17 protein-coding genes are annotated in these 17,719 nt (G+C 62.1%); 5 read left to right on the top strand and 12 right to left on the bottom strand.

Features of this window, described 5'->3' with window-relative positions:
* Positions 1–44: 44 nt before the first annotated feature.
* The 3 genes from M8997_RS12075 to M8997_RS12065 form a co-directional block, all read right to left on the bottom strand.
* Positions 45–1,058 (bottom strand): ABC transporter substrate-binding protein, encoded by a 1,014-nt coding sequence (locus M8997_RS12075; protein WP_250017756.1) that lies wholly within the window; start codon positions 1,056–1,058, stop codon positions 45–47.
* A 57-nt stretch (positions 1,059–1,115) separates the two neighbouring features.
* Positions 1,116–3,281, bottom strand: a complete 2,166-nt coding sequence (locus M8997_RS12070) for a TonB-dependent siderophore receptor (RefSeq protein ID WP_250017759.1) — start codon at positions 3,279–3,281, stop codon at positions 1,116–1,118.
* 750 nt (positions 3,282–4,031) lie between these two features.
* On the bottom strand, positions 4,032–4,775 hold the full coding sequence (locus M8997_RS12065; RefSeq protein WP_250017761.1) for an SDR family NAD(P)-dependent oxidoreductase: 744 nt from the start codon (positions 4,773–4,775) through the stop codon (positions 4,032–4,034).
* 91 nt (positions 4,776–4,866) lie between these two features.
* Between M8997_RS12065 and M8997_RS12060 the strand changes: the two genes are divergently transcribed.
* Positions 4,867–5,421 carry a TetR/AcrR family transcriptional regulator gene (locus M8997_RS12060; RefSeq protein ID WP_250017764.1) on the top strand — a complete coding sequence of 185 codons (555 nt, stop codon included), beginning with the start codon at positions 4,867–4,869 and terminating at the stop codon, positions 5,419–5,421.
* Positions 5,422–5,436: 15 nt separating this feature from the next.
* Here M8997_RS12060 and M8997_RS12055 read toward each other — a convergent pair whose 3' ends face one another.
* The 5 genes from M8997_RS12055 to M8997_RS12035 form a co-directional block, all read right to left on the bottom strand.
* Positions 5,437–6,501: an LLM class flavin-dependent oxidoreductase gene (locus tag M8997_RS12055; protein ID WP_250017766.1), complete on the bottom strand. Its 1,065-nt coding sequence runs from the start codon at positions 6,499–6,501 to the stop codon at positions 5,437–5,439.
* Positions 6,502–6,540: 39 nt separating this feature from the next.
* A complete protein-coding gene (locus M8997_RS12050; RefSeq protein ID WP_250017769.1) occupies positions 6,541–7,545 on the bottom strand; it encodes a C-terminal binding protein in 1,005 nt (334 codons plus the stop codon).
* Between the two features lie 15 nt (positions 7,546–7,560).
* Positions 7,561–8,460, bottom strand: a complete 900-nt coding sequence (locus M8997_RS12045) for an ABC transporter permease (protein WP_250017772.1) — start codon at positions 8,458–8,460, stop codon at positions 7,561–7,563.
* Positions 8,457–9,290, bottom strand: a complete 834-nt coding sequence (locus M8997_RS12040; RefSeq protein WP_250017774.1) for an ABC transporter ATP-binding protein — start codon at positions 9,288–9,290, stop codon at positions 8,457–8,459. The genes M8997_RS12045 and M8997_RS12040 overlap by 4 nt, the downstream gene beginning before the upstream one ends.
* Positions 9,291–9,362: 72 nt before the next feature.
* Positions 9,363–10,400 (bottom strand): ABC transporter substrate-binding protein, encoded by a 1,038-nt coding sequence (locus M8997_RS12035; RefSeq protein ID WP_250017776.1) that lies wholly within the window; start codon positions 10,398–10,400, stop codon positions 9,363–9,365.
* A gap of 38 nt (positions 10,401–10,438) precedes the next feature.
* Here M8997_RS12035 and M8997_RS12030 point away from each other — a divergent pair, with 38 nt between their 5' ends.
* The gene (locus M8997_RS12030) at positions 10,439–10,633 is read left to right on the top strand and encodes a hypothetical protein (RefSeq protein WP_250017779.1); all 195 of its coding nucleotides are present in this window, start codon (positions 10,439–10,441) and stop codon (positions 10,631–10,633) included.
* Between the two features lie 12 nt (positions 10,634–10,645).
* On the opposite strand, the gene M8997_RS12025 is transcribed toward M8997_RS12030, so the two are convergent.
* The 3 genes from M8997_RS12025 to M8997_RS12015 all read right to left on the bottom strand — a co-directional run bounded on the left by M8997_RS12025 (position 10,646) and on the right by M8997_RS12015 (position 15,056).
* Positions 10,646–11,998: an SLC13 family permease gene (locus M8997_RS12025; protein ID WP_250017781.1), complete on the bottom strand. Its 1,353-nt coding sequence runs from the start codon at positions 11,996–11,998 to the stop codon at positions 10,646–10,648.
* A gap of 92 nt (positions 11,999–12,090) precedes the next feature.
* On the bottom strand, positions 12,091–13,647 hold the full coding sequence (locus tag M8997_RS12020; RefSeq protein WP_250017783.1) for a malonyl-CoA synthase: 1,557 nt from the start codon (positions 13,645–13,647) through the stop codon (positions 12,091–12,093).
* The gene (locus M8997_RS12015) at positions 13,644–15,056 is read right to left on the bottom strand and encodes a malonyl-CoA decarboxylase (RefSeq protein ID WP_250017785.1); all 1,413 of its coding nucleotides are present in this window, start codon (positions 15,054–15,056) and stop codon (positions 13,644–13,646) included. The genes M8997_RS12020 and M8997_RS12015 overlap by 4 nt, the downstream gene beginning before the upstream one ends.
* A 251-nt stretch (positions 15,057–15,307) precedes the next feature.
* Here M8997_RS12015 and M8997_RS12010 point away from each other — a divergent pair, with 251 nt between their 5' ends.
* The 3 genes from M8997_RS12010 to M8997_RS12000 all read left to right on the top strand — a co-directional run bounded on the left by M8997_RS12010 (position 15,308) and on the right by M8997_RS12000 (position 16,703).
* Positions 15,308–15,958 carry a GntR family transcriptional regulator gene (locus M8997_RS12010; RefSeq protein ID WP_250017787.1) on the top strand — a complete coding sequence of 217 codons (651 nt, stop codon included), beginning with the start codon at positions 15,308–15,310 and terminating at the stop codon, positions 15,956–15,958.
* Positions 15,959–16,029: 71 nt separating this feature from the next.
* On the top strand, positions 16,030–16,284 hold the full coding sequence (locus tag M8997_RS12005) for a type II toxin-antitoxin system prevent-host-death family antitoxin (protein WP_250017789.1): 255 nt from the start codon (positions 16,030–16,032) through the stop codon (positions 16,282–16,284).
* A complete protein-coding gene (locus tag M8997_RS12000) occupies positions 16,281–16,703 on the top strand; it encodes a type II toxin-antitoxin system VapC family toxin (protein WP_250017792.1) in 423 nt (140 codons plus the stop codon). The genes M8997_RS12005 and M8997_RS12000 overlap by 4 nt, the downstream gene beginning before the upstream one ends.
* A gap of 35 nt (positions 16,704–16,738) precedes the next feature.
* Here M8997_RS12000 and M8997_RS11995 read toward each other — a convergent pair whose 3' ends face one another.
* Positions 16,739–17,641, bottom strand: coding sequence for a LysR family transcriptional regulator (locus tag M8997_RS11995; protein WP_250017794.1), 903 nt, complete (start codon positions 17,639–17,641; stop codon positions 16,739–16,741).
* Positions 17,642–17,719 lie beyond the last annotated feature (78 nt).

Here is a 17,719-nt window from a genome sequence, read left to right as displayed (position 1 = left end):
CAAAGGCCAATGATTTCCTGCCCCTTTGACCACGTTCGCAAGCATCAAGGGACAAGTCCCGCGCGGAGAGCCGATTGTACCTGCGTCACCGGATCGCCATCGATGGCGGCCGCGATATCGGCTTCAAGTTCGGATGCGGCGAAGGGCAGCGACAGAGCGCTGCCAAACGATATTGCCGCTGCCAGAACTCCGCTTGCGAATACCTCGCGTCCTTCACTGTGTGCCTTCAATGTGCGCCGCATCGGAAGATTGACGATATCCGGCGCTTGGTCGAATGAAGAGACCCAGAAAAGCAGGTCGGCTTCCAGCGCCGAGAGGTCTTCCGGGGAAAGTTTCTGGTAGAAGCTCTTGGCCTTGTCCAGACGCGCGGTTTCGGCCGTCGGTTGAAAGCCGAGTTCCTTGAGGAAGCGGCCCCGCGCATCGGCAGAAGCGAATATTCCGGTCTCGCCACCATAGTGGTAGGCCGCCACGGCCGTGCGGCCGGCCCAGTCCGGATGCCGCTGGCGCAAGGCGGCAAGGTTCCGGCTGGTCTTGACGATGAGTTCGTTGGCAAGCTGGTCCTTGCCGACCGCACGGCCGATCAGGCGCATCAGCGGTTCCCACGGCATTCCATAGGCGGGAAATTCCGGCGGACTCATCAGGACCGGCGCAATGCGGGAAAGAGCGGCATATTCCGCCTCTGTTATTGCCGAGCCGACGCCGACGATCAGGTCCGGCTTGAGCGTAGCGACCATCTCGAGACTGATGGTTCCCTTGATCAGCGCGGGTTTGGCGTCCTTGAGGTAGGGCGTCGCCCATGGCCAGACACCATAGGGCTGATCGCCGAACCAATAGCGTATGCCGACAGGGACGACGCCGAGCGCCAGGAGGGTGTCCTGTGTCGAGAAGCCGAGCGACACGACGCGCTCGGCAGGACGCGGCAGCTCGGTCACGCCGAACATATGGGGAAAGCGCAACGGGTCTTCGGCTGCCGCCGCGGTTGGGCGGATTACCGCCGGGGCGAACAGAGCGCAGGCCAGGCCGAGCAGAACTTCACGACGGGGGGCGAATAAAGCCAAGAAACTCTCCTAAAAATCCTTCGAAGCCCACGCATGAGCGGCGAATTGCCGGCAGGATTACCACGTGGCGCGCAAGGTGGCCTTCACCGTGCGGCGGTCGCCGTAATAGGCCGTTCTGCTGAAATCGTCGACGCTGGTGATATATTCCTTGTCGAAGAGGTTCGTCGCGTTGACGGCGAGGGCGAGGTGATCGCTGATCTTGTAGTTGATCGCAGCATCGACCACGGTCCTCGACGGCAGTTCGATCGCATTGGCCACGTCTCCGAAGAGTTTGCCGACATGGCGGGCACCGAGGCCAAGGGTCAGGTCGCCGCGTATGCCATTGCCGGGAATGGTATAATCGACCCAAAGCGACGCCAGATGGTTCGGAACGAGCTCCGGCATGTTGCCGATCAGGGTGGGATCCGCGTCGTCCTTGATCTCTGCATCCAGGTAGGAATAGGCGGCGGTCAGGTTGAGGCGGTTCGTCAACGCCACCTTGGCCTCCAGCTCGATGCCGCGCACATTGACCTCGCCGACCTGAGTCTGGAACGAATAATCCGACGACCACTGCGCCACATTGGTCTGGGTAAGATCGAACAGCGCCACGGTGAACAGCGCGTCCATGCCCTCCGGCTGGTACTTGGCGCCGATTTCATATTGCCTTCCCTCCTGTGGCTCCGGCTCACCCGTGAAGAAGGCGCGATTGGCCGATACCGGCAGAAAAGATTCCGAATAATTGGCGTAAAGCGACAATTCGTCGGTTGCCTTGAAGGTCAGGCCGGCACGCTTGGAAAAATTCTCGTCGACGGCATCGTAATAGGTGCCGCTGGAAACCGCCTCGGATTCGGCATGATCGTAACGGCCGCCGAGCGTCAGGATCCAGCGATCGTCAAATGTCAGCTCTTCCTGGAGATAGACGCCCTTGGTTGTCAGATCTTCCTCGGAGATCAGCGCTCGGGGAAACGAGACACAGCTGCGACCGCAATAGACCGGATTGCGCATATCACGGAGGCCGCCAGCCGTTCCATCGCGCCGCGTTTCATCGCTGCTATCATGGCCATAGTCGAAACCGACCAGGGTGCGGCTGTCAAGGCGGCCCAGGCTGACATCATACTGCAACTGATTGTCGATGTGGAAACGCGTGGACTCGCCGTCGACCGCAAGCGCGCTGCGACTTAAACCCGGATCGCCAACGCCGGGATAGACCGATTCATAGGTCAGTTCGAGCTCGGTGTAGCGGGCGTTCTGGCGGAACTCCAGGCCATTGCCGAAATTATGGCGAAACTGATAGCCGATGCTCTTCTCGATCGTGTCCATCTTGTCGAAGTCCGGCTCGCCAAGATAGCTCTCCGAATCGATGCCGGATCCGAGCGGAATTCCGTGCGAGGTGCTGCCATTGCGCTTGTTATAGTCCATGAGCAGGGTGAACGAGGTGTCTTCATCCGGCGACCAGGTCAATGCCGGAGCGATATAGAGCCTGTCGTCATTGGTGTGATCGATGCCGGCATCGGCATTCTGCCACTTGCCGGTAAGACGATAGCTCCAGACGCCTTCCTTATCGATGGGCCCGCCAAAATCGACGCCGGTTTCCGCGTGCTCGTCGCCGAGGGTCGTATAGACCTCGCCGAATTTCTGATCCTGCGGCAGCTTCGTGACGGCATTGACGATGCCGCCAGGACCGGAGAGACCGAACAGGGAGGAATTCGAGCCTTTCAACACTTCGATCCGCTGCATGCCATAGGGCTCGAGGCGGCTCGTCGTAAAATCGCCGGTCACGTAGACCGGCAGACCATCGCGATAGCTCCCGTTCGTCGTCTGGTAGAAGCCGCGGATCATATAGAAGTCGTAGCGGTTGTCGGAGCCGTAAATGTCGCTGTAGACGCTCGGCGTATAGGCCAGTGCCTCGTCGAGCGTTGCGACACCGCGCTGCTTCAGTTCCTCCTCTGTTATGACGGAGATGGAAGCAGGTGCGTCGAGCAACGGCGTGTCGGTCTTGCTGCTGGTGCGTGAGCTCTTGGCCACGATGGAATCATCCGGTCCAACGGCAGAATCGCCGGAGATCGTGATCGTGTCGAGCGCGATGTCGGCGCTTTGGCTGGTAGCCGATTGCGCCAAGGCGTATGAGGCGGCAAATAGCGATGAACTTGCGAGAAGGGCGACCAGCAAGCGCTTTTCACCGGCAGTTCGCGCTCCGGTGGCGTTGACCGATGTCGTGTCGGGTCTGTTTGATCGAGGCGCCACTGCATGCTTCCTTTCGTCCATGGTCGCGCTGTTCAAGCGCGCAATCCGGCTGCTCATGTTTGGGAGGTAGTCTGTATAAAGATGACTTTACTAGTCATCTTTGGGCCGAGCGCCAAGTCCAAAGTCGATTCCGCAACGGTTTTTCCCCGACAAGAACCCTGCAATGCCCACCGCCTTCATGCTGAGCTGTTGAGCTTGTCGTACAACGAAGCACGCGGGAGATTATTTGCACCTCATGGCCCGCGCGGTGGGATAGATTTTTGGCCTCAAAAAATATTTTGCCCTGCAAGCCACTGATTTCGCTCATTCTTCGCCCCGGCACGCAAAAAAACTTATCCCCCCTGTTTGAAGCCGGGGTATTCTGTGCAGGTCCTTTCCAGTGGGGGAGCAGCTTCCGGTGCTGTTTCGATTGCTGGGGAAGGATGGCGTTGCCGGACAGTCGGGAGTGACAAACCCGACTATCCGGCAAACTGCAGAAGGAAACGGAGGTAGCGCTCCGGTTTCCGGGTTGTTGCGCCTGACAAACGCAACAACAGCAGGGCAAAGACGCCATGGGCGGTCTTCGGACCTCGACCCTGATACTATAGACGCGCGAAGACCGCCCGTCTCCCCCCTTTCAATGACCAGACGCGATTTCGCGGGCGTGGTGAGGGTTTCCTGCATTTAATCCACCTCGCTTATGCTGATCTCCACCACCCTCATGCTGAGCCTGTCGAAGCACGCACTAATTCGATGTAGCGTTATGCGTCCTCATACTGCGACGAAGCCGCCATCGACCATCAGTTCCTCGCCGCCGATGAAGCTGCCATAGTTCGATGCGAGAAACAGCACCGCCTTGGCAACCTCCTCGGACTGGCCGAGCCTGCCAAACGGAATGGCTTGTTGCATCCATTCCTCGGCGCCGGCATTTTGCTGCAGATATGACTGCATTGCCGGGGTGAGGACCATGCCGGGTGAAACGACGTTGACGCGAATATTCCGGGTTTTCAGGTCGGTCGTCCATGTCCTTGCAAATGAGCGGATCGCCGCCTTCGTGGCGCTGTAGATGGACAGGCTGGCGAAGCCCTTGCTGCCCGCGCCCGAGCCCATCAATACGATAGCGCCGCCGGCGGACATCAGCGGCAGGGCCTTCTGCACCGTGAAGACCGTGCCCTTGACGTTGATGTCGAAGACGCGATCGAAATGGTCTTCCTCGATGCCGCCGATGGGCGCGGACTCCGACACGCCGGCATTGGCGAATACCACGTCGACCCGGCCGTGATCGTGCTTTATCCGCGTGTATAGCCGGTCCAGGTCGGCAAGCATACTGACATCGCCCTGAACGCCAACGGCGCCATTGCCGATTTCCCCGAGCGCCTCGTCGAGGCGGTCCTGCCGACGGCCCGTGATGTAGACGCGGGCGCCCGCCGCCGCAAATGACCTGGCCGTCGCCAGGCCAATCCCGTCCGTGCCGCCCGTGATCACCACGACCTTGTCATCGAATTGCCTTGTCATGTCGTATGCTCGCTTTCGTAATAAGTGGAGGATTGCTCCACTTAACATATGGAGGTATCCTCCACTTAGCAAGTTCCAATGAGGCAGGTATTTGACTGACGAGACCGCATTACGGGCCGACGCCCAGCGAAACAGGGAGCGTATCCTCGCTGCCGCCGAGGAGGTGTTTCTGGAGCGAGGCGCCGGCGCCTCGCTGGAAGACGTTGCAAGGCGGGCCGGGGTCGGGATCGGAACGCTCTACAGGCGCTTTCCGACACGAGACGAACTTCTGGCTGCGACCTATAGCTCGCGATTGGTGGCTTTTGCCGAGACCAGCAGATCGAAGGACACTGGCGAGGACCCGCTGGGCGCGATGCGCTCCTATCTTGAACAACTCGTCCAGCACACGAACCTCTATCGTGGTCTAGCCGCCTCGCTCGGAACAGTCTTGCAGGTCGGATCGCCCGGCTGCGCCGCGACGAGTGCGGAAGGTATCAGGCTTCTGGACAATGCGCAGGCTGCCGGGGTCGTTCGCCCGGACATCAGCTTTGACGACCTTGTTTGCGTCGTGACCGCGGTTTCGCTGGCTACCGAGCAGGACAGCGCACCAAAGGCGCATATCGCGCATCTGGTGGGCGTGTTTCTGAACGGCATCGTTGCAGGCTGAGATGTCGCCTGTCGCCTATCGAAGCAGCGGCAGCAATTGTTCGCCCTGGCGCTTGATCTCCTGCAGATAGGGCGTGTCGGACAGGATGAAATGCGTCACGCCGAGAGCGCGGTACTTGCGAAGCGAGGCGGCGACATCCTCCGCCGATCCGACCAGCCAGGTGGTGCCGGCGCCGCCGCCGCCGAATTTTCCGGGCGCCGTGTAGAGATTGTCGTCAAGCACCTCGCCGCGTCTGGCGAGATCGAGCAGGCGCTGCTGGCCGACCGCACCGGCCTTGTGATCGTTCCAGTTGCCGCTCTTGCCCTCGGCCATGGCGGCGACGCGCGCCTGCGCATCCGCCCAGGCTTGCTCGGTCGTATCGCGAACGACGGTGGTGATGCGCAGGCCGAATTCCAGCGGCGGCAGGTCCCGATCGAGCGTCCTGCTGAGATTGCGCAGCCGCTCGATCCGCTCCCGGATCCCATCCAGCGGTTCCCCCCAGAACAGCTGGACGTCCGCTTCGGTTGCCGCAACGCGCTCGGCAGCTTCCGAAGCGCCGCCGAAATAGAGCTTCGGATGGAGCCTTTCACCGCGATTGTCGAGGCGCGGCGCCACGGTCGAATCGGTCACGCTGAAATGCTCGCCCCTGAAGGTGACATGCTCTTCGGTCCAGAGCCTGCGGATCAGCCGCATGAACTCCCTGGTGCGCGCATAGCGTTGCGCCTGGTCGCCTTCCTGGTCGCCATAGGCGGCCAGTTCGTCCTGGCCCGACACGATGTTGACGCGCACGCGGCCGCCCGTCAGCTGGTCCAGCGTGGCGACCGACGCGGCGAAGTTTGCCGGGCGCCAGTAGCCCGGCCTGGCCGCGATCAGCGGCTCGAACGTCGTGGTGCGGGCCGCCAGCGCCGTGGCAAGGGTAAACGTGTCTGGACGACCCCAGCCGGTGCCGATCAGCGCGCCTTTCCAGCCATGGTCCTCGAGCGCTTTCGCCTGCTCGGTCAGCGTATCGAGGCGGTTGTGGTTTGCCGCCGCCGTATCGCCCCGGTGGCCGGCCTTAACGTCGTTGGGGATGTACCATAGATAGTTGCTATGATCGGTCATGGTCCTGCCTCGAAATGTTCAAATCAGTCTGGCACCGGGTCACTCCGTCACCCGGTTTCGCAATCGCCCCTCGTCGAGCAGAATGCGCACGGTGCGCGCCGCATTGGTGCGCATCTCGGTCACGGCATGGTCGGAATAGAAGGCATTGTGGGGCGTGATCACCAGCCGGCCGGCAAGCCAGTCCTCGCGGTCGCGCCAGGCGGCGAGGAGCGGGTGATTGCCGGGCGGTTCCTCGGCCAGCGTGTCGATCGCCGCCGCCGCCAGATGGCCGCTTCGCAGGGCCGCCTCCAATACATCGAGATCGGCGAGCAGTTCGCCGCGCGCCGTATTGACCAGGATCGCGCCGGGCTTCAATCGGGCCAACCGGGCGGCATCGAACATGCCCCGGGTCTGCGGCGTTGCCGGGCAGTGCAGCGTGACCACATCGGACCGGGCGAGCAGGTCGTCGAGCCGGTCGACGCGCTCGTAGCCGACGGCCTTCTCGTGTCCCGGCGGCTGGCCGGGATCGAAGCCGATGATATGGAAGCCGAACGGCTTCAGGCGATTGACCACCGCCGTGCCGATCCGGCCAACGCCGACGAGACCGACAATCGTCCGGTTGGAGCGGGAGAGCGGCTTGAGGCTGTGGACCTGCCATCCGGATGCGTAGCGGCGAGCCCGCGCATCGTGCTCCCACAGACGCCGGTGCAGCGAGAGGATCATCGCCACCGCGTGATCGGCCACTTCCTCGGTGCCGTAATCCGGATTGTTGGCGAAGGGAATTCCGGCCTTGGTCAGTGCCGCGACATCGATCTTCTCATAGCCGACGCCATAGCGGACAACGCCGCGACAGCGGGTCAGATGGGCAATGCTGCGCGCTCCCAGCCGCGCGCCCCAGACCATGAGGGCATCGAGGCGCGCCAGCCGTTCCGGGCTGAACCGGCTTTCGTCGGTCGTCGCGAAGAAGTCGACCTCGACATCGTCGCCGAGAATATCGGCCTCGAGGTCGGGCGTGTCGATCATGTGATCGGTGACGCCCACCACGTATCTGCCTGCTGTCGTCATGACGTTCCGCCCAACCTATTTCGTCATGCCCCATCTGAGGATCGTACGCTGTTCGATCTGCCGGAACAGCACGTTCTCGACGATCAGGCCAAGCAGGATCACGGTGATGAGGCCGGCGAAGACGCGGTCGGTATAGAGTTCGTTGCGGTTCTGGAAAATGTACCAGCCAAGCCCGCCGCGCCCGGACGAGGTGCCGAAGACGAGTTCTGCCGCGATCAATGTGCGCCAGGCAAAGGCCCAGCCGATCTTCAGGCCGGCGATGATCGAGGGGAGGGCCGCCGGCACCAGGATAAGGAAGACGTAGCGCAGCCCGCGCAACCCGTAATTGCGCCCCGTCATCCGAAGCGTCTCGGGAACGCTGGTGAAGCCGGTATACATGTTGAGCGCCAGCGGCCACATCACCGAGTGGATCAGCACGAAGATCAGGCTGCCCTGGCCAAGCCCGAACCAGAGAAGGCCAAGCGGCAGCAGCGCGATCGGCGGCAGCGGGTTGAACATGGATGTCAGTGTCGACAGCACGTCCCGGCCGAACCGGCTCGATATCGCAAGCGTGGTCAGGACGAAAGCGAGCACCACGCCGCTGAGATAGCCCTTCAACAGCACGTCGATGGAGTTTGCCGCACGGCCGGGAATGACGCCATTCGCGATGTCCTCGTAAAAGGCGCGGATGGTCTGGCCGAACGACGGCAGCATCAGGTCGTTGCCCTGGATGCGCGCAACGACCTCCCAGAGAACGGCAAGCGCGACGAGGATCAGGCCCTTGCGCAACCAGGGCTGCTGCAACAGACGCTGCGGCAGCGGGATCGTGCGGGCAATGCTGGCCCCGGCAACGGCCTCCGGAGCCCGTTCGTATTCCGGCCGAACCGGCGGCGCCGGCCGGGCCGCTGCTGGTGACAGGAGGCGGGTTTCACTCATGTCGGATTGCTTTCGTCCGGCGGAACGTCTTCGAACAGCAGGCGATGCACGCGGTTTGCCGCCGCCTGGAATTCGGCGCTTCCGCCACCATGCAGGTCCCATTCATGGGCATTGAGTTCGGCACGCATGCGCCCCGGATGCGGCGAGAGAAGCGCGATGCGGTTGCCGACCACCAGCGCCTCCTCGATGGAATGCGTCACGAAAAGCAGGGTGAACCGCACCTCCTCCCACAGCGCCAGAAGCTCTTCCTGCATCTTTCGGCGGGTCAGGGCGTCCAGCGCGGCGAAAGGCTCGTCCATCAGCAGCACGCGCGGCTCCATGGCAAGCGCCCGCGCGATCGCCACGCGCTGCTTCATGCCGCCGGACAATGCGTTCGGATAGGCGTCGGCGAAGCGGCTGAGCCCAACCTTGTCGAGGTAGTAATCCGCGCGCTCTGCCGCGCTCTTGCGGTCAAGTCGCCCGGAAACCCGCACCGGAAACGCCACATTTTCGCGGACCGTCTTCCACGGCGGCAATTGGTCGAATTCCTGGAACACGACGACGCGGTCCGGTCCGGGACCGTCGACCGGCCGGCCATCGAGCAGTATCCGTCCCTCGCGGGGCTGGATAAACCCGCCGACCGCCTTCAACAGCGTCGACTTTCCGCAGCCGGATGCACCGAGAAGAACGAAGCGATCGGCCTCCCATACGTCGAAGCTGACATTCTGCGTTGCGCGCACGATCTGGCTCGCCCCGGTATATTCCAGCGTCACGCCTTCTACGCTGAGAAGCGCCGGCGGCAGGGTCGCGGGGACTTCGCTGTCGTTCGCTGTTGCGGTCAGGCCATCCATGATCGTTTCCAGAAATGATGCGCGCGACTTGCCGGCCGCGCGCCGATATCGATGGGTCGCCCGGCCAACCGATCAGCTGCCATTGTCGGCGTGGGCTTCCGGGAAGAAATAGTCCTTCCAGGATGCGGCCTCGTTCTTCAGCACGCCGAGCTTGTGAAGTTCGGTGGCGTAGACGAAGGTGTTTCTCGGTACGATGGAGAAATCATTCTCGGGATCGTTGATGATCTGCAGCACCAGTTCCGGCGACAGCTTCGATTTCTGCTGGCGGATGAAGGTGTCGGCGGCCTTCGCCTTGTTGGCATTGATCCAGTCCGCCGCTTCACGCAGGGCCGCGTAGAAGGCGGCATAGGTTTTCGGGTTCTCGTCGTGAAAGGCGGTGGTCGCATAAAGCGCGTTGAAGCTCGCCGGGCCGCCGAGGATGTCGTAGGAGCTGATGACCTTGTGCACCGCCTTGTTGCCCTGCAGCGCCTGGTAGTAGAACGGCGCCGACGAGAAATGTGCGTTCACCTCGGTTCCGCCGGAGATCAGCGCCGCCGTCGCGTCGGGGTGCGGCAGGCTGACGGTGATCTCGTCCAGCTTCTGGAACTTGTCCTGGCCGAACACCTTGGCCGATTCGATCTGCAACGTTCGCGACTGGAAGCCGACCCCGGCGGCGGGGACCGCGATGCGGTCGTTCGCGCCGAAATCCTTGAGCGAATGGACGTCCGGATTGCTGCTCAGCAGATAGTTCGGCTGCGAGCCGAGGGTGGCGACGAGCTTGACTTCCTGGCGGTCCCGGGTCCGGTCCCACATGTTGAGCGCGGGCGGGACTCCGGCCGCCGCGATGTCGAGATTGTCGGACAGCAGCGCCTCGTTCATGGCGGTGGCGCCCGAAACCGTCGCCCAATCGACGGCGATGTCGAGACCGGCTTCCTTGCCGTGCTTCTCGATGAGCTTCTGGTCGCGGACGACGTCGAGGATGAGATAGGAGATGCCGAACTGCTGGGCGACGCGGATCGTACCTTCCGCAGCCGCCGGGCCGGGCAGAAGGCTCGCGGCGATCGCCATTGCAGCACTCGTCGCCGCGGCGAAAATCTGGCGTCTGGTCGCGCCCAAAACTTGATGCCGCATGATGAAGGGGCTCCTGCGCCTGTATGATTGGATACGCAATGAAACTATTGTTCACAGCAAAATCCATCAATGCGCTGGCATTTCGTTTCACGGCTGAATTGCAAACTATCGTTCTCACTCGCGGCGATAGTTTCGAATATTGTTTTGCCAGCCGCCATGCCGCGAGGCAATTGACCTCGGTGGCCCCTCTCGCGGGTAAAGGCGCGGGAACGGGACGCCCGCGCCATCTTTAACGCTGCCGATCGTCAGATGATGCCGGGCACGACAAGGACGAGCCAGGCAATGATCGGGCCGATGATGGCAATCAATGCGCTGTAGACGAGCAGCTTGCGCAGGACGTCGTCGCGCTCGCCTTCGGACGCATTGGCCACCACGAGAGCGCCATTGGTCGAGAACGGGCTGGTATCGACGATCGTGGTCGAGATCGCGATGGCGGCGACGACGCCGATGGCGCTGATATGCCCCTGCATGAGAAAGGGCACCGCCAGTGGAATGATCGCGCCGAGCAGCGCCGTCGAGGAGGCGAAGGCCGAAACGACCGCACCCGTGAAGCACAGGAGCAGGGCGGCCAGGAGCGGCATTCCCAGTCCCGAGATGCCGGATGCCACATAGTCCACCGTGCCGGCTTCCTGCAGCACGCCGACATAGGTGATGATGCCGGAAATCAGCAGCACCGTCGACCAGCTGACCTTGTCAATCGCCGCCTTCTGGGTCTTGGGCGACACCAGCGCCAGCGCGACGGCGACTGTGATGGCGACGAGGCCGACATTGAACTTGAAAGCCAGGGCGCCTACGGCGAGCGCCGTCAGGCCGATCAATGTCAGCAGCCGTTCGCGGGTCAGGCCCTCGCTCGTTGGAATATGCGCGCCGGAGGGCGAAACGTCGCTGCGGTGATAGGCCGGCGAGGCGGGTGTACCGCCATGGCCGACAATGGCGCGCGATGCTCCCGCCAGGTGCGTGTCCGGATCCGGCCCCGAAGCGGCGGCGTGCTCGCGCAGGCTCTTCCAGCCGCCGAAGACGAAGAAGACGACGATTGCGATGGCCAGGTTGAAGAAGAGGCTGGACAGGAACAGCGTCGTCGGCCCATAGGGCAGGCCCGCCTTTTCGACGATCTGGTTGGTGATGCCGCCATAGACGCTGATCGGCGAAAAGCCGCCGCCCTGTGCGCCGTGAATGACCATCAACCCCATCATGACCGGACTGATGCGGTATTGCGCGGCGAAGCGCAGCGCGACCGGAGCAAGGATCGCGACAGCCGCCGGGCCGAGCGCGCCGAAGCCCGTGATGACTGCGGCGACGAGGAACATCACCCAGGGTATGAGTGCCATATGTCCGCGCACCAACTGGACGGCCTTCTCGACCAGCCAGTCGATCGTCCCGTTGTTCTGGGCAATTGCAAACAGGTAGGTGATGCCGACGAGCGTCAAAAACAGGTCGCTGGGGAAACCGGCGAAGATGTCCTTGGAAGGCAGGCCCATGATCAGGTCGCCAACGATGAAGGCTGCCGCGAAGGCAAGCGCACCCATATTGATGGGTAGAATCGTCGCAATGACGAACATGCCAATCAGCACAAGAATGGATAAAATCTCGATATTCACGGCAAATTCCTCCCTCTACGGCGCGCCAGAGGACGGCCGTCTTTTCCTCATTGATGCGGCGTGAGTTCCTCCCTACGCCTCTTTCGCGGCTGTCATCCTCCCGATGGCAGCGCTGAATGCTTCAGATCATCGCCCGCGCGAGCGGTATAGAGATCGCAATACCGTTCGCGCAGGACGTTTTTCTGGACCTTGCCCATCGTGTTGCGCGGCAGGTCGTCGACAAAGATGATCTGCTTCGGCTGCTTGTAGCGTGCAAGGCGATCCCCGAGCGCATCCCGAATGGCCCGTTCGTCAAGGCTCGAGCTGGGCTGCTTGACCACGACTGCGGTCACCCCTTCGCCGAGATCGGGATGGGCCACGCCTATCACCGCGCATTCGACGACGCCGGGCAACTGGTCGATCTCACCCTCGACTTCCTTTGGGTAGATGTTGTAGCCGCCGGAAATCACCAGGTCCTTCTGGCGGCCGATGATGTGGACATAGCCTTGCGCGTCGATCTTGCCGAGATCGCCCGTGATGAAGAAGCCATCGTCGCGAAACTCCGCTTTCGTCTTTTCCGGCATGCGCCAATAGCCCTTGAAGACATTGGGCCCTTTCACCTCGATCATGCCCGTCTCTTCGCGCCCCAGGATCTCGCCGGTTTCGGCTTGGCTGACACGTATGGTGACACCGGGAAGCGGGAAGCCGACGGTTCCGGCCCTGCGCTCGCCATCATAGGGATTGGACGTATTCATGTTGGTTTCCGTCATCCCGTAGCGCTCGAGGATGGCGTGGCCGGTGCGTTCCTGAAACGCCCGGTGGGTGTCGGCCAGGAGCGGCGCAGAACCGGAAATGAACAGCCGCATATTGGCCACGGCCTGACGGTCCAGCCCATCATGCTGAAGCAGCCGGACATAGAAAGTCGGAACGCCCATCAGCGTCGTGGCGCGCGGCATCAATGCCAGGACCTGCGCCGGATCGAACTTCGGCAGAAGAAACATCGACGCGCCGGAAATCAGAATGACGTTCGTGCCGACGAAAAGCCCGTGGGTGTGGAAGATGGGGAGTGCATGGATCAGCCGATCGTCCGGCGTAAAGCGCCAGGTATCCTTCAGGGTCTGGGCATTCGACAACAGGTTTGCATGGGTGAGAATCGCTCCCTTCGACCGGCCGGTCGTTCCGGAGGTATAAAGGATGGCCGCGGGATCATCGGCCATTCTGGCGGCTTCGACAAAATCCGGCGATTCATCATTCGCGAGTTCGAGCAGGGTTCCGCCGCCGTGTTCGTCCAACGTTTCGACGAGCGCACCATGTTTCGAGGCGATCGTCCTGATGCCGTCGGCAGCCTTCGGGTCCGCAACGACAAGGCGAGGCTCCGCATCGCCGATGAAGTAGTCGAGCTCGGCCAGCGTATATGCCGTGTTGAGGGGCAGGTAGATCGCCCCGCACCGGATACAGGCAAGGTACAGCATCAAGGCATGCGCGCTCTTCTCCACCTGCACGGCGACGCGATCGCCGGGCCGCACGCCCAGCGTATCGATAGCGCCGGCGATCCGCCCGGACCATTCCAGCATGTCGCCATAGGTCCAGCGCCGCTCCGCGGTTTCGATGAAGACGGCGTCATCGGCAGGAATGGAACGGCGAATGGCGTCAAACAGATGGTTGCTCATGAACTGAATTCCTTGCTGTCCGCCTTGTCGTCGTGCGGCTGTTTGTCCTTGTTTGCTCCCTTCGCGGCGGCAAGGCCGCGCAGCAGTTTTCTGACGGCCGGCGCGGCCACGATCTCGTTGCGCTGGGCAAATGCCTCGTGATTGGTCTCGATGTCGTCGAGCTTGTAGAGGTAATTGACCATCAGGCCATGCGCCTGCCGCATCGCGCGGCTCGACGTGTCGCCAAGAAAATTCATCCGCTCCAGCCGCGCACCATTTCCAAGGTGAAAACGGGCAACGGGATCGATCGGGCGTCCGTCCGCCGTGCGCCCTTGCAGGAAATAGGCGGCGGCGGCGGGCATCAGAACGGCCTTCACGGCCGCTGACACTGCCGGATCGCTTGCCCATTCGGCGTCGTCCAGCGCGGCGAGGGTAGCCCGGTCGGCCGCGCTCAATATCTCCGAGTTCTCCTTGCGCCGCTCGCGCGTCAGCCAGCCGGAAAATCCCGGAACCGGCGAGAGCGTGACGAATGTGTCCAGCCTGGAATGGTCCCGGCGCAAATCCTCCACCACCTGCTTGATGAGGAAATTGCCAAAGGAGATGCCGCGCAGGCCGGCCTGGCAGTTTGAAATCGAATAGAAGACGGCCGTTCTCGCATCCTGTGCCCGAATGGGCGCGCGCGTCTCGTCAAGGACGTCGGAGATGCTCTCGGGAATGGATTTCGTCAGCGCCACTTCCACGAAAATGAGCGGATCATCCGCCAGTTGCGGATGAAAAAAGGCGAAACATCGCCGGTCGGCAGGTGCGAGCCGCCGGCGCAATTCGTCCCAATTGCCGATCTCGTGCACCGCCTCGTAGCGAATGATCTTTTCCAGAATATGAGCGGGCGTCGACCAGTCGATCGGGCGCAGCATCAGAAAGCCGCGGTTGAACCAGGAGGCGAAGAGGTGCGCGAAATCGGCATCGACGGATTCAAGGTCCGGCGTGTCGGCCTTGAGGCTCAACAGCCGCTCGCGCATGCGGACAAGCGTGGATATGCCGCTGGGCGCAAGGTTGAGCCGCCGGATCAGCTCCTGCCGGCGGGGTTCCGCGGCCTGATGCAGTTCAAGCACTGCCCGCGAGGTGGGCGCGGCGCGGTAGGCCTCGATCGCTGCGTCGAGCCTTTTCGAATCCGGCCCGAACCTGTCGTACAGCAGCTGCATGAACGCGCGCTGTTCTTCATCGCCGAGGCGCGACCATTGCTGCAGGATCTCGGCGGCCAGCGCCATGCCCGAAGCCTCGCCGCGGCTCGACAGCAGCGATTCACACAGGCTTTCCAGACCCGCAATGCCGGAGGGAAGCCGTTCCGCACGCGGGGTGAAGGACCACAGTTTCCGGCCCCGCTCCGTTATCGTCTGCACCATGTCGCTGAAGAAGGTCGTACCCGTCATTGTATGACTCCGATCCGCGGGATTGTTCAGTTAGCAATGAGGTTGCATCCATATCTTCCCGAACACCTCTGACACTGCCGGGTTCCGCCCTGCATGAACGGGATAATCCGGCAGCGTTTGCATGGCCGGTCCTTGTTCCTTCGCTTGTTCCACTCCATGCTGAGAATGATATATAATGTTTCACCCATCTTGTGTGCATAGTCAACTAATTTGTATACAAGAGCGGACGGCGTGCATTTTGACGAGGGATTATGGCTGAAAACATCGTACAGAAACTGCGGGACGACATCGAAAACGGTATCGTCACCAACCAATTCGCTCCTGGCGACAGACTGGACGAAATGCAGTTGGCCAAGCAATTCGGCGTTTCGAGAACGCCTGTCCGCGAAGCATTGATGCAGCTCAGCGCCATCGGCCTCATCGAGATTCGTCCCCGGCGCGGCGCCGTCGTCGTCGAGCCCGGGCCGCACCGGATCTATGAGATGTTCGAGGTGATGGCGGAACTGGAAGGAATGGCCGGGTCGCTCGCTGCCCGCCGCCATACGGATGCGGACCGGGCCGACCTGCTAGCCTCCCATGGCCGCTGCGAACAATCGGCGAAGGCCGACGATGCCGACACCTATTACTATGACAATGAACTGTTTCATCTGGCCATTTACACCGCGAGCCACAGCAGCTTTCTCGTCGAGCAATGTACTGCGCTGCATCGACGCCTGCGGCCCTATCGCCGGCTCCAGCTTCGGGTGCGCAATCGCATGAAAACGTCGTACAGCGAGCATGCGGAAATCGTCGAAGCGATCCTCGCGGGCGAAGCCGAACTGGCCCGCACGCTGCTGCGCCAGCATATCGCCGTGCAGGGTGATCGCTTCAGTGACCTGGTTGCAACGCTGGCGCAGCGATAGGCGCCGCAAATGCGGTTGAAGTTTGGCTCTCCGGTGCTATATGTAGGTAATTACCTACATGGAGGCATGCCGTGGGCATCACCACCCTTTCGAGCCGAGAGCTGAACCACGACGTGAGCAGCGCCAAGAAGGCAGCCAAAGGCGGCCCGGTGATCATAACCGACCGCGGCAAGCCTTCCCACGTGCTGATGACCTATGACGAATTCGAACGCTTGACAGGCAGGCACCGCAGCCTTGTCGACGCTCTCGCCATGACTGGCCTCTCGTCGATCGATTTTGGGCCGCACCGCATTGAAATCGAACCGCGCGACGTGGATCTGTCTTGAGGTACCTCCTGGATACGAACGTCGTTTCCGAGTTGCGCAAGGTCGGCGACGGCAAGGCCGATGCCAATGTGGTGGCGTGGGTCGGAGCGGAGGATGCGACGCGCTTCTTTCTTTCGGCCATCACCATATTCGAGTTGGAGCGCGGTGTGCTCGGGGTACAGCGCCGTGATGCCGCGCAAGGCGCCCGGCTGCGTTCCTGGCTCGACAGTCACGTGCGGCCGGAATTCGCCGGCCGAATCCTGCCGGTTGACGATGCGGTTGCGACGCGATGCGCGCATTTGCACATCCCCGATCGGCGCAACGAGGCCGATGCGCTGATTGCGGCGACGGCTCTCGTCCATGACATGGTCGTCGTGACGCGAAACGTAAGAGACTTCGAAGGCACTGGCGTCGTTGTTGTCGATCCCTGGCAGGGCTGAACCGCACTGCTTGCGCCGCGACTACCTCCCTTCGCCTATCCAAAGAGCTGCCGTTCGAGCAGCGCTTCAAGCCAATCGGCGAAGACCTGTAGTCGCCGCGACAGGTGTTGCCTGTGCGGATAGAGCAATGTCATGGGCATGGGTTCAGACCGGTAATCCGGCATGATTTCGATGAGTTCGCCCGCTTCGAGGTGATGGCGGACATCATAGGCCGGGATCTGGATGAGCCCGAGGCCTGCCAGGCAACAGGCGATATAGGCTTCCGCGCTGTTGACGGTGACGCGGCCCCGCAGTTGCCGTGCGTGCAGGGTTCGATCGGCCATCCACTCCCAGTCCTCTACCCTGCCGCTGGAAGGTGAGGCGTAGTTGACAGCCATATGGGCGCCGAGATCGTCGGGCGATTGCGGTGTACCGTACCGCGCCAGATAGGACGGGCTGGCGACATTGATCAACGGCAGCCTGCCGAGCGGCCGCGCGATCAGGCCGGAATTGCTCAGCGGCCCGACGCGCAGCACGCAGTCGACACTGTCCTCGATCAGGTTTACCGCCCGGTCGGTGACGCCCAGCTCGATGTCGATCTGTGGATGCAGGTCGAGGAATTCAGGCAGCGCCGGCGCGATGATGCGCCGTCCAATGCGGCCCGGGACATCGATCTTCAGCTTGCCCGACGGTTGCGCGGCCGACTGCCGGAAAAGGTTTTCCGTCTCCTCGACATCGGCGATCACCTGCAGGCAGCGGTCGTAGAAGGCGACGCCGTCCTGCGTAGGGGAAACCTTGCGCGTGGTGCGATGCAGCAGCCGAGCGCCGACGCGGCCCTCCAGTTCCTGCACGGCCGCCGATACGGAAGAGCGCGGGATGCCGAGCGTGTCTGCGGCGCGAGTAAAACTCGAACTTTCGACGACACGGGTGAAGACGCGGAACAGGTCAACGCGATCCAATTTGGCAGCGATCCTTTATTGTGCTGATTTTCTGACAGGTGATGTCAGAATGATCGTCTTTATCATCCAATCCTAGAC

The sequence above is a fragment of the Phyllobacterium sp. 21LDTY02-6 genome (assembly GCF_023554255.2).
Lineage (GTDB): Bacteria > Pseudomonadota > Alphaproteobacteria > Rhizobiales > Rhizobiaceae > Phyllobacterium.
The sequence above is the reverse complement of the archived record's forward strand: the minus strand, read 5'-3'. Positions and strand labels throughout refer to the sequence as shown.

Coding starts and splice junctions, on each gene's coding strand:
- M8997_RS12030 (WP_250017779.1), top strand. CDS start 10,439: ATGAAACTATTGTTCACAGCAAAATCCATCAATGCGCTGGCATTTCGT.
- M8997_RS12035 (WP_250017776.1), bottom strand. CDS start 10,400: ATGCGGCATCAAGTTTTGGGCGCGACCAGACGCCAGATTTTCGCCGCG.
- M8997_RS12020 (WP_250017783.1), bottom strand. CDS start 13,647: ATGAGCAACCATCTGTTTGACGCCATTCGCCGTTCCATTCCTGCCGAT.
- M8997_RS12055 (WP_250017766.1), bottom strand. CDS start 6,501: ATGACCGATCATAGCAACTATCTATGGTACATCCCCAACGACGTTAAG.
- M8997_RS12015 (WP_250017785.1), bottom strand. CDS start 15,056: ATGACGGGTACGACCTTCTTCAGCGACATGGTGCAGACGATAACGGAG.
- M8997_RS12045 (WP_250017772.1), bottom strand. CDS start 8,460: ATGAGTGAAACCCGCCTCCTGTCACCAGCAGCGGCCCGGCCGGCGCCG.
- M8997_RS12065 (WP_250017761.1), bottom strand. CDS start 4,775: ATGACAAGGCAATTCGATGACAAGGTCGTGGTGATCACGGGCGGCACG.
- M8997_RS12040 (WP_250017774.1), bottom strand. CDS start 9,290: ATGGATGGCCTGACCGCAACAGCGAACGACAGCGAAGTCCCCGCGACC.
- M8997_RS12050 (WP_250017769.1), bottom strand. CDS start 7,545: ATGACGACAGCAGGCAGATACGTGGTGGGCGTCACCGATCACATGATC.
- M8997_RS12010 (WP_250017787.1), top strand. CDS start 15,308: ATGGCTGAAAACATCGTACAGAAACTGCGGGACGACATCGAAAACGGT.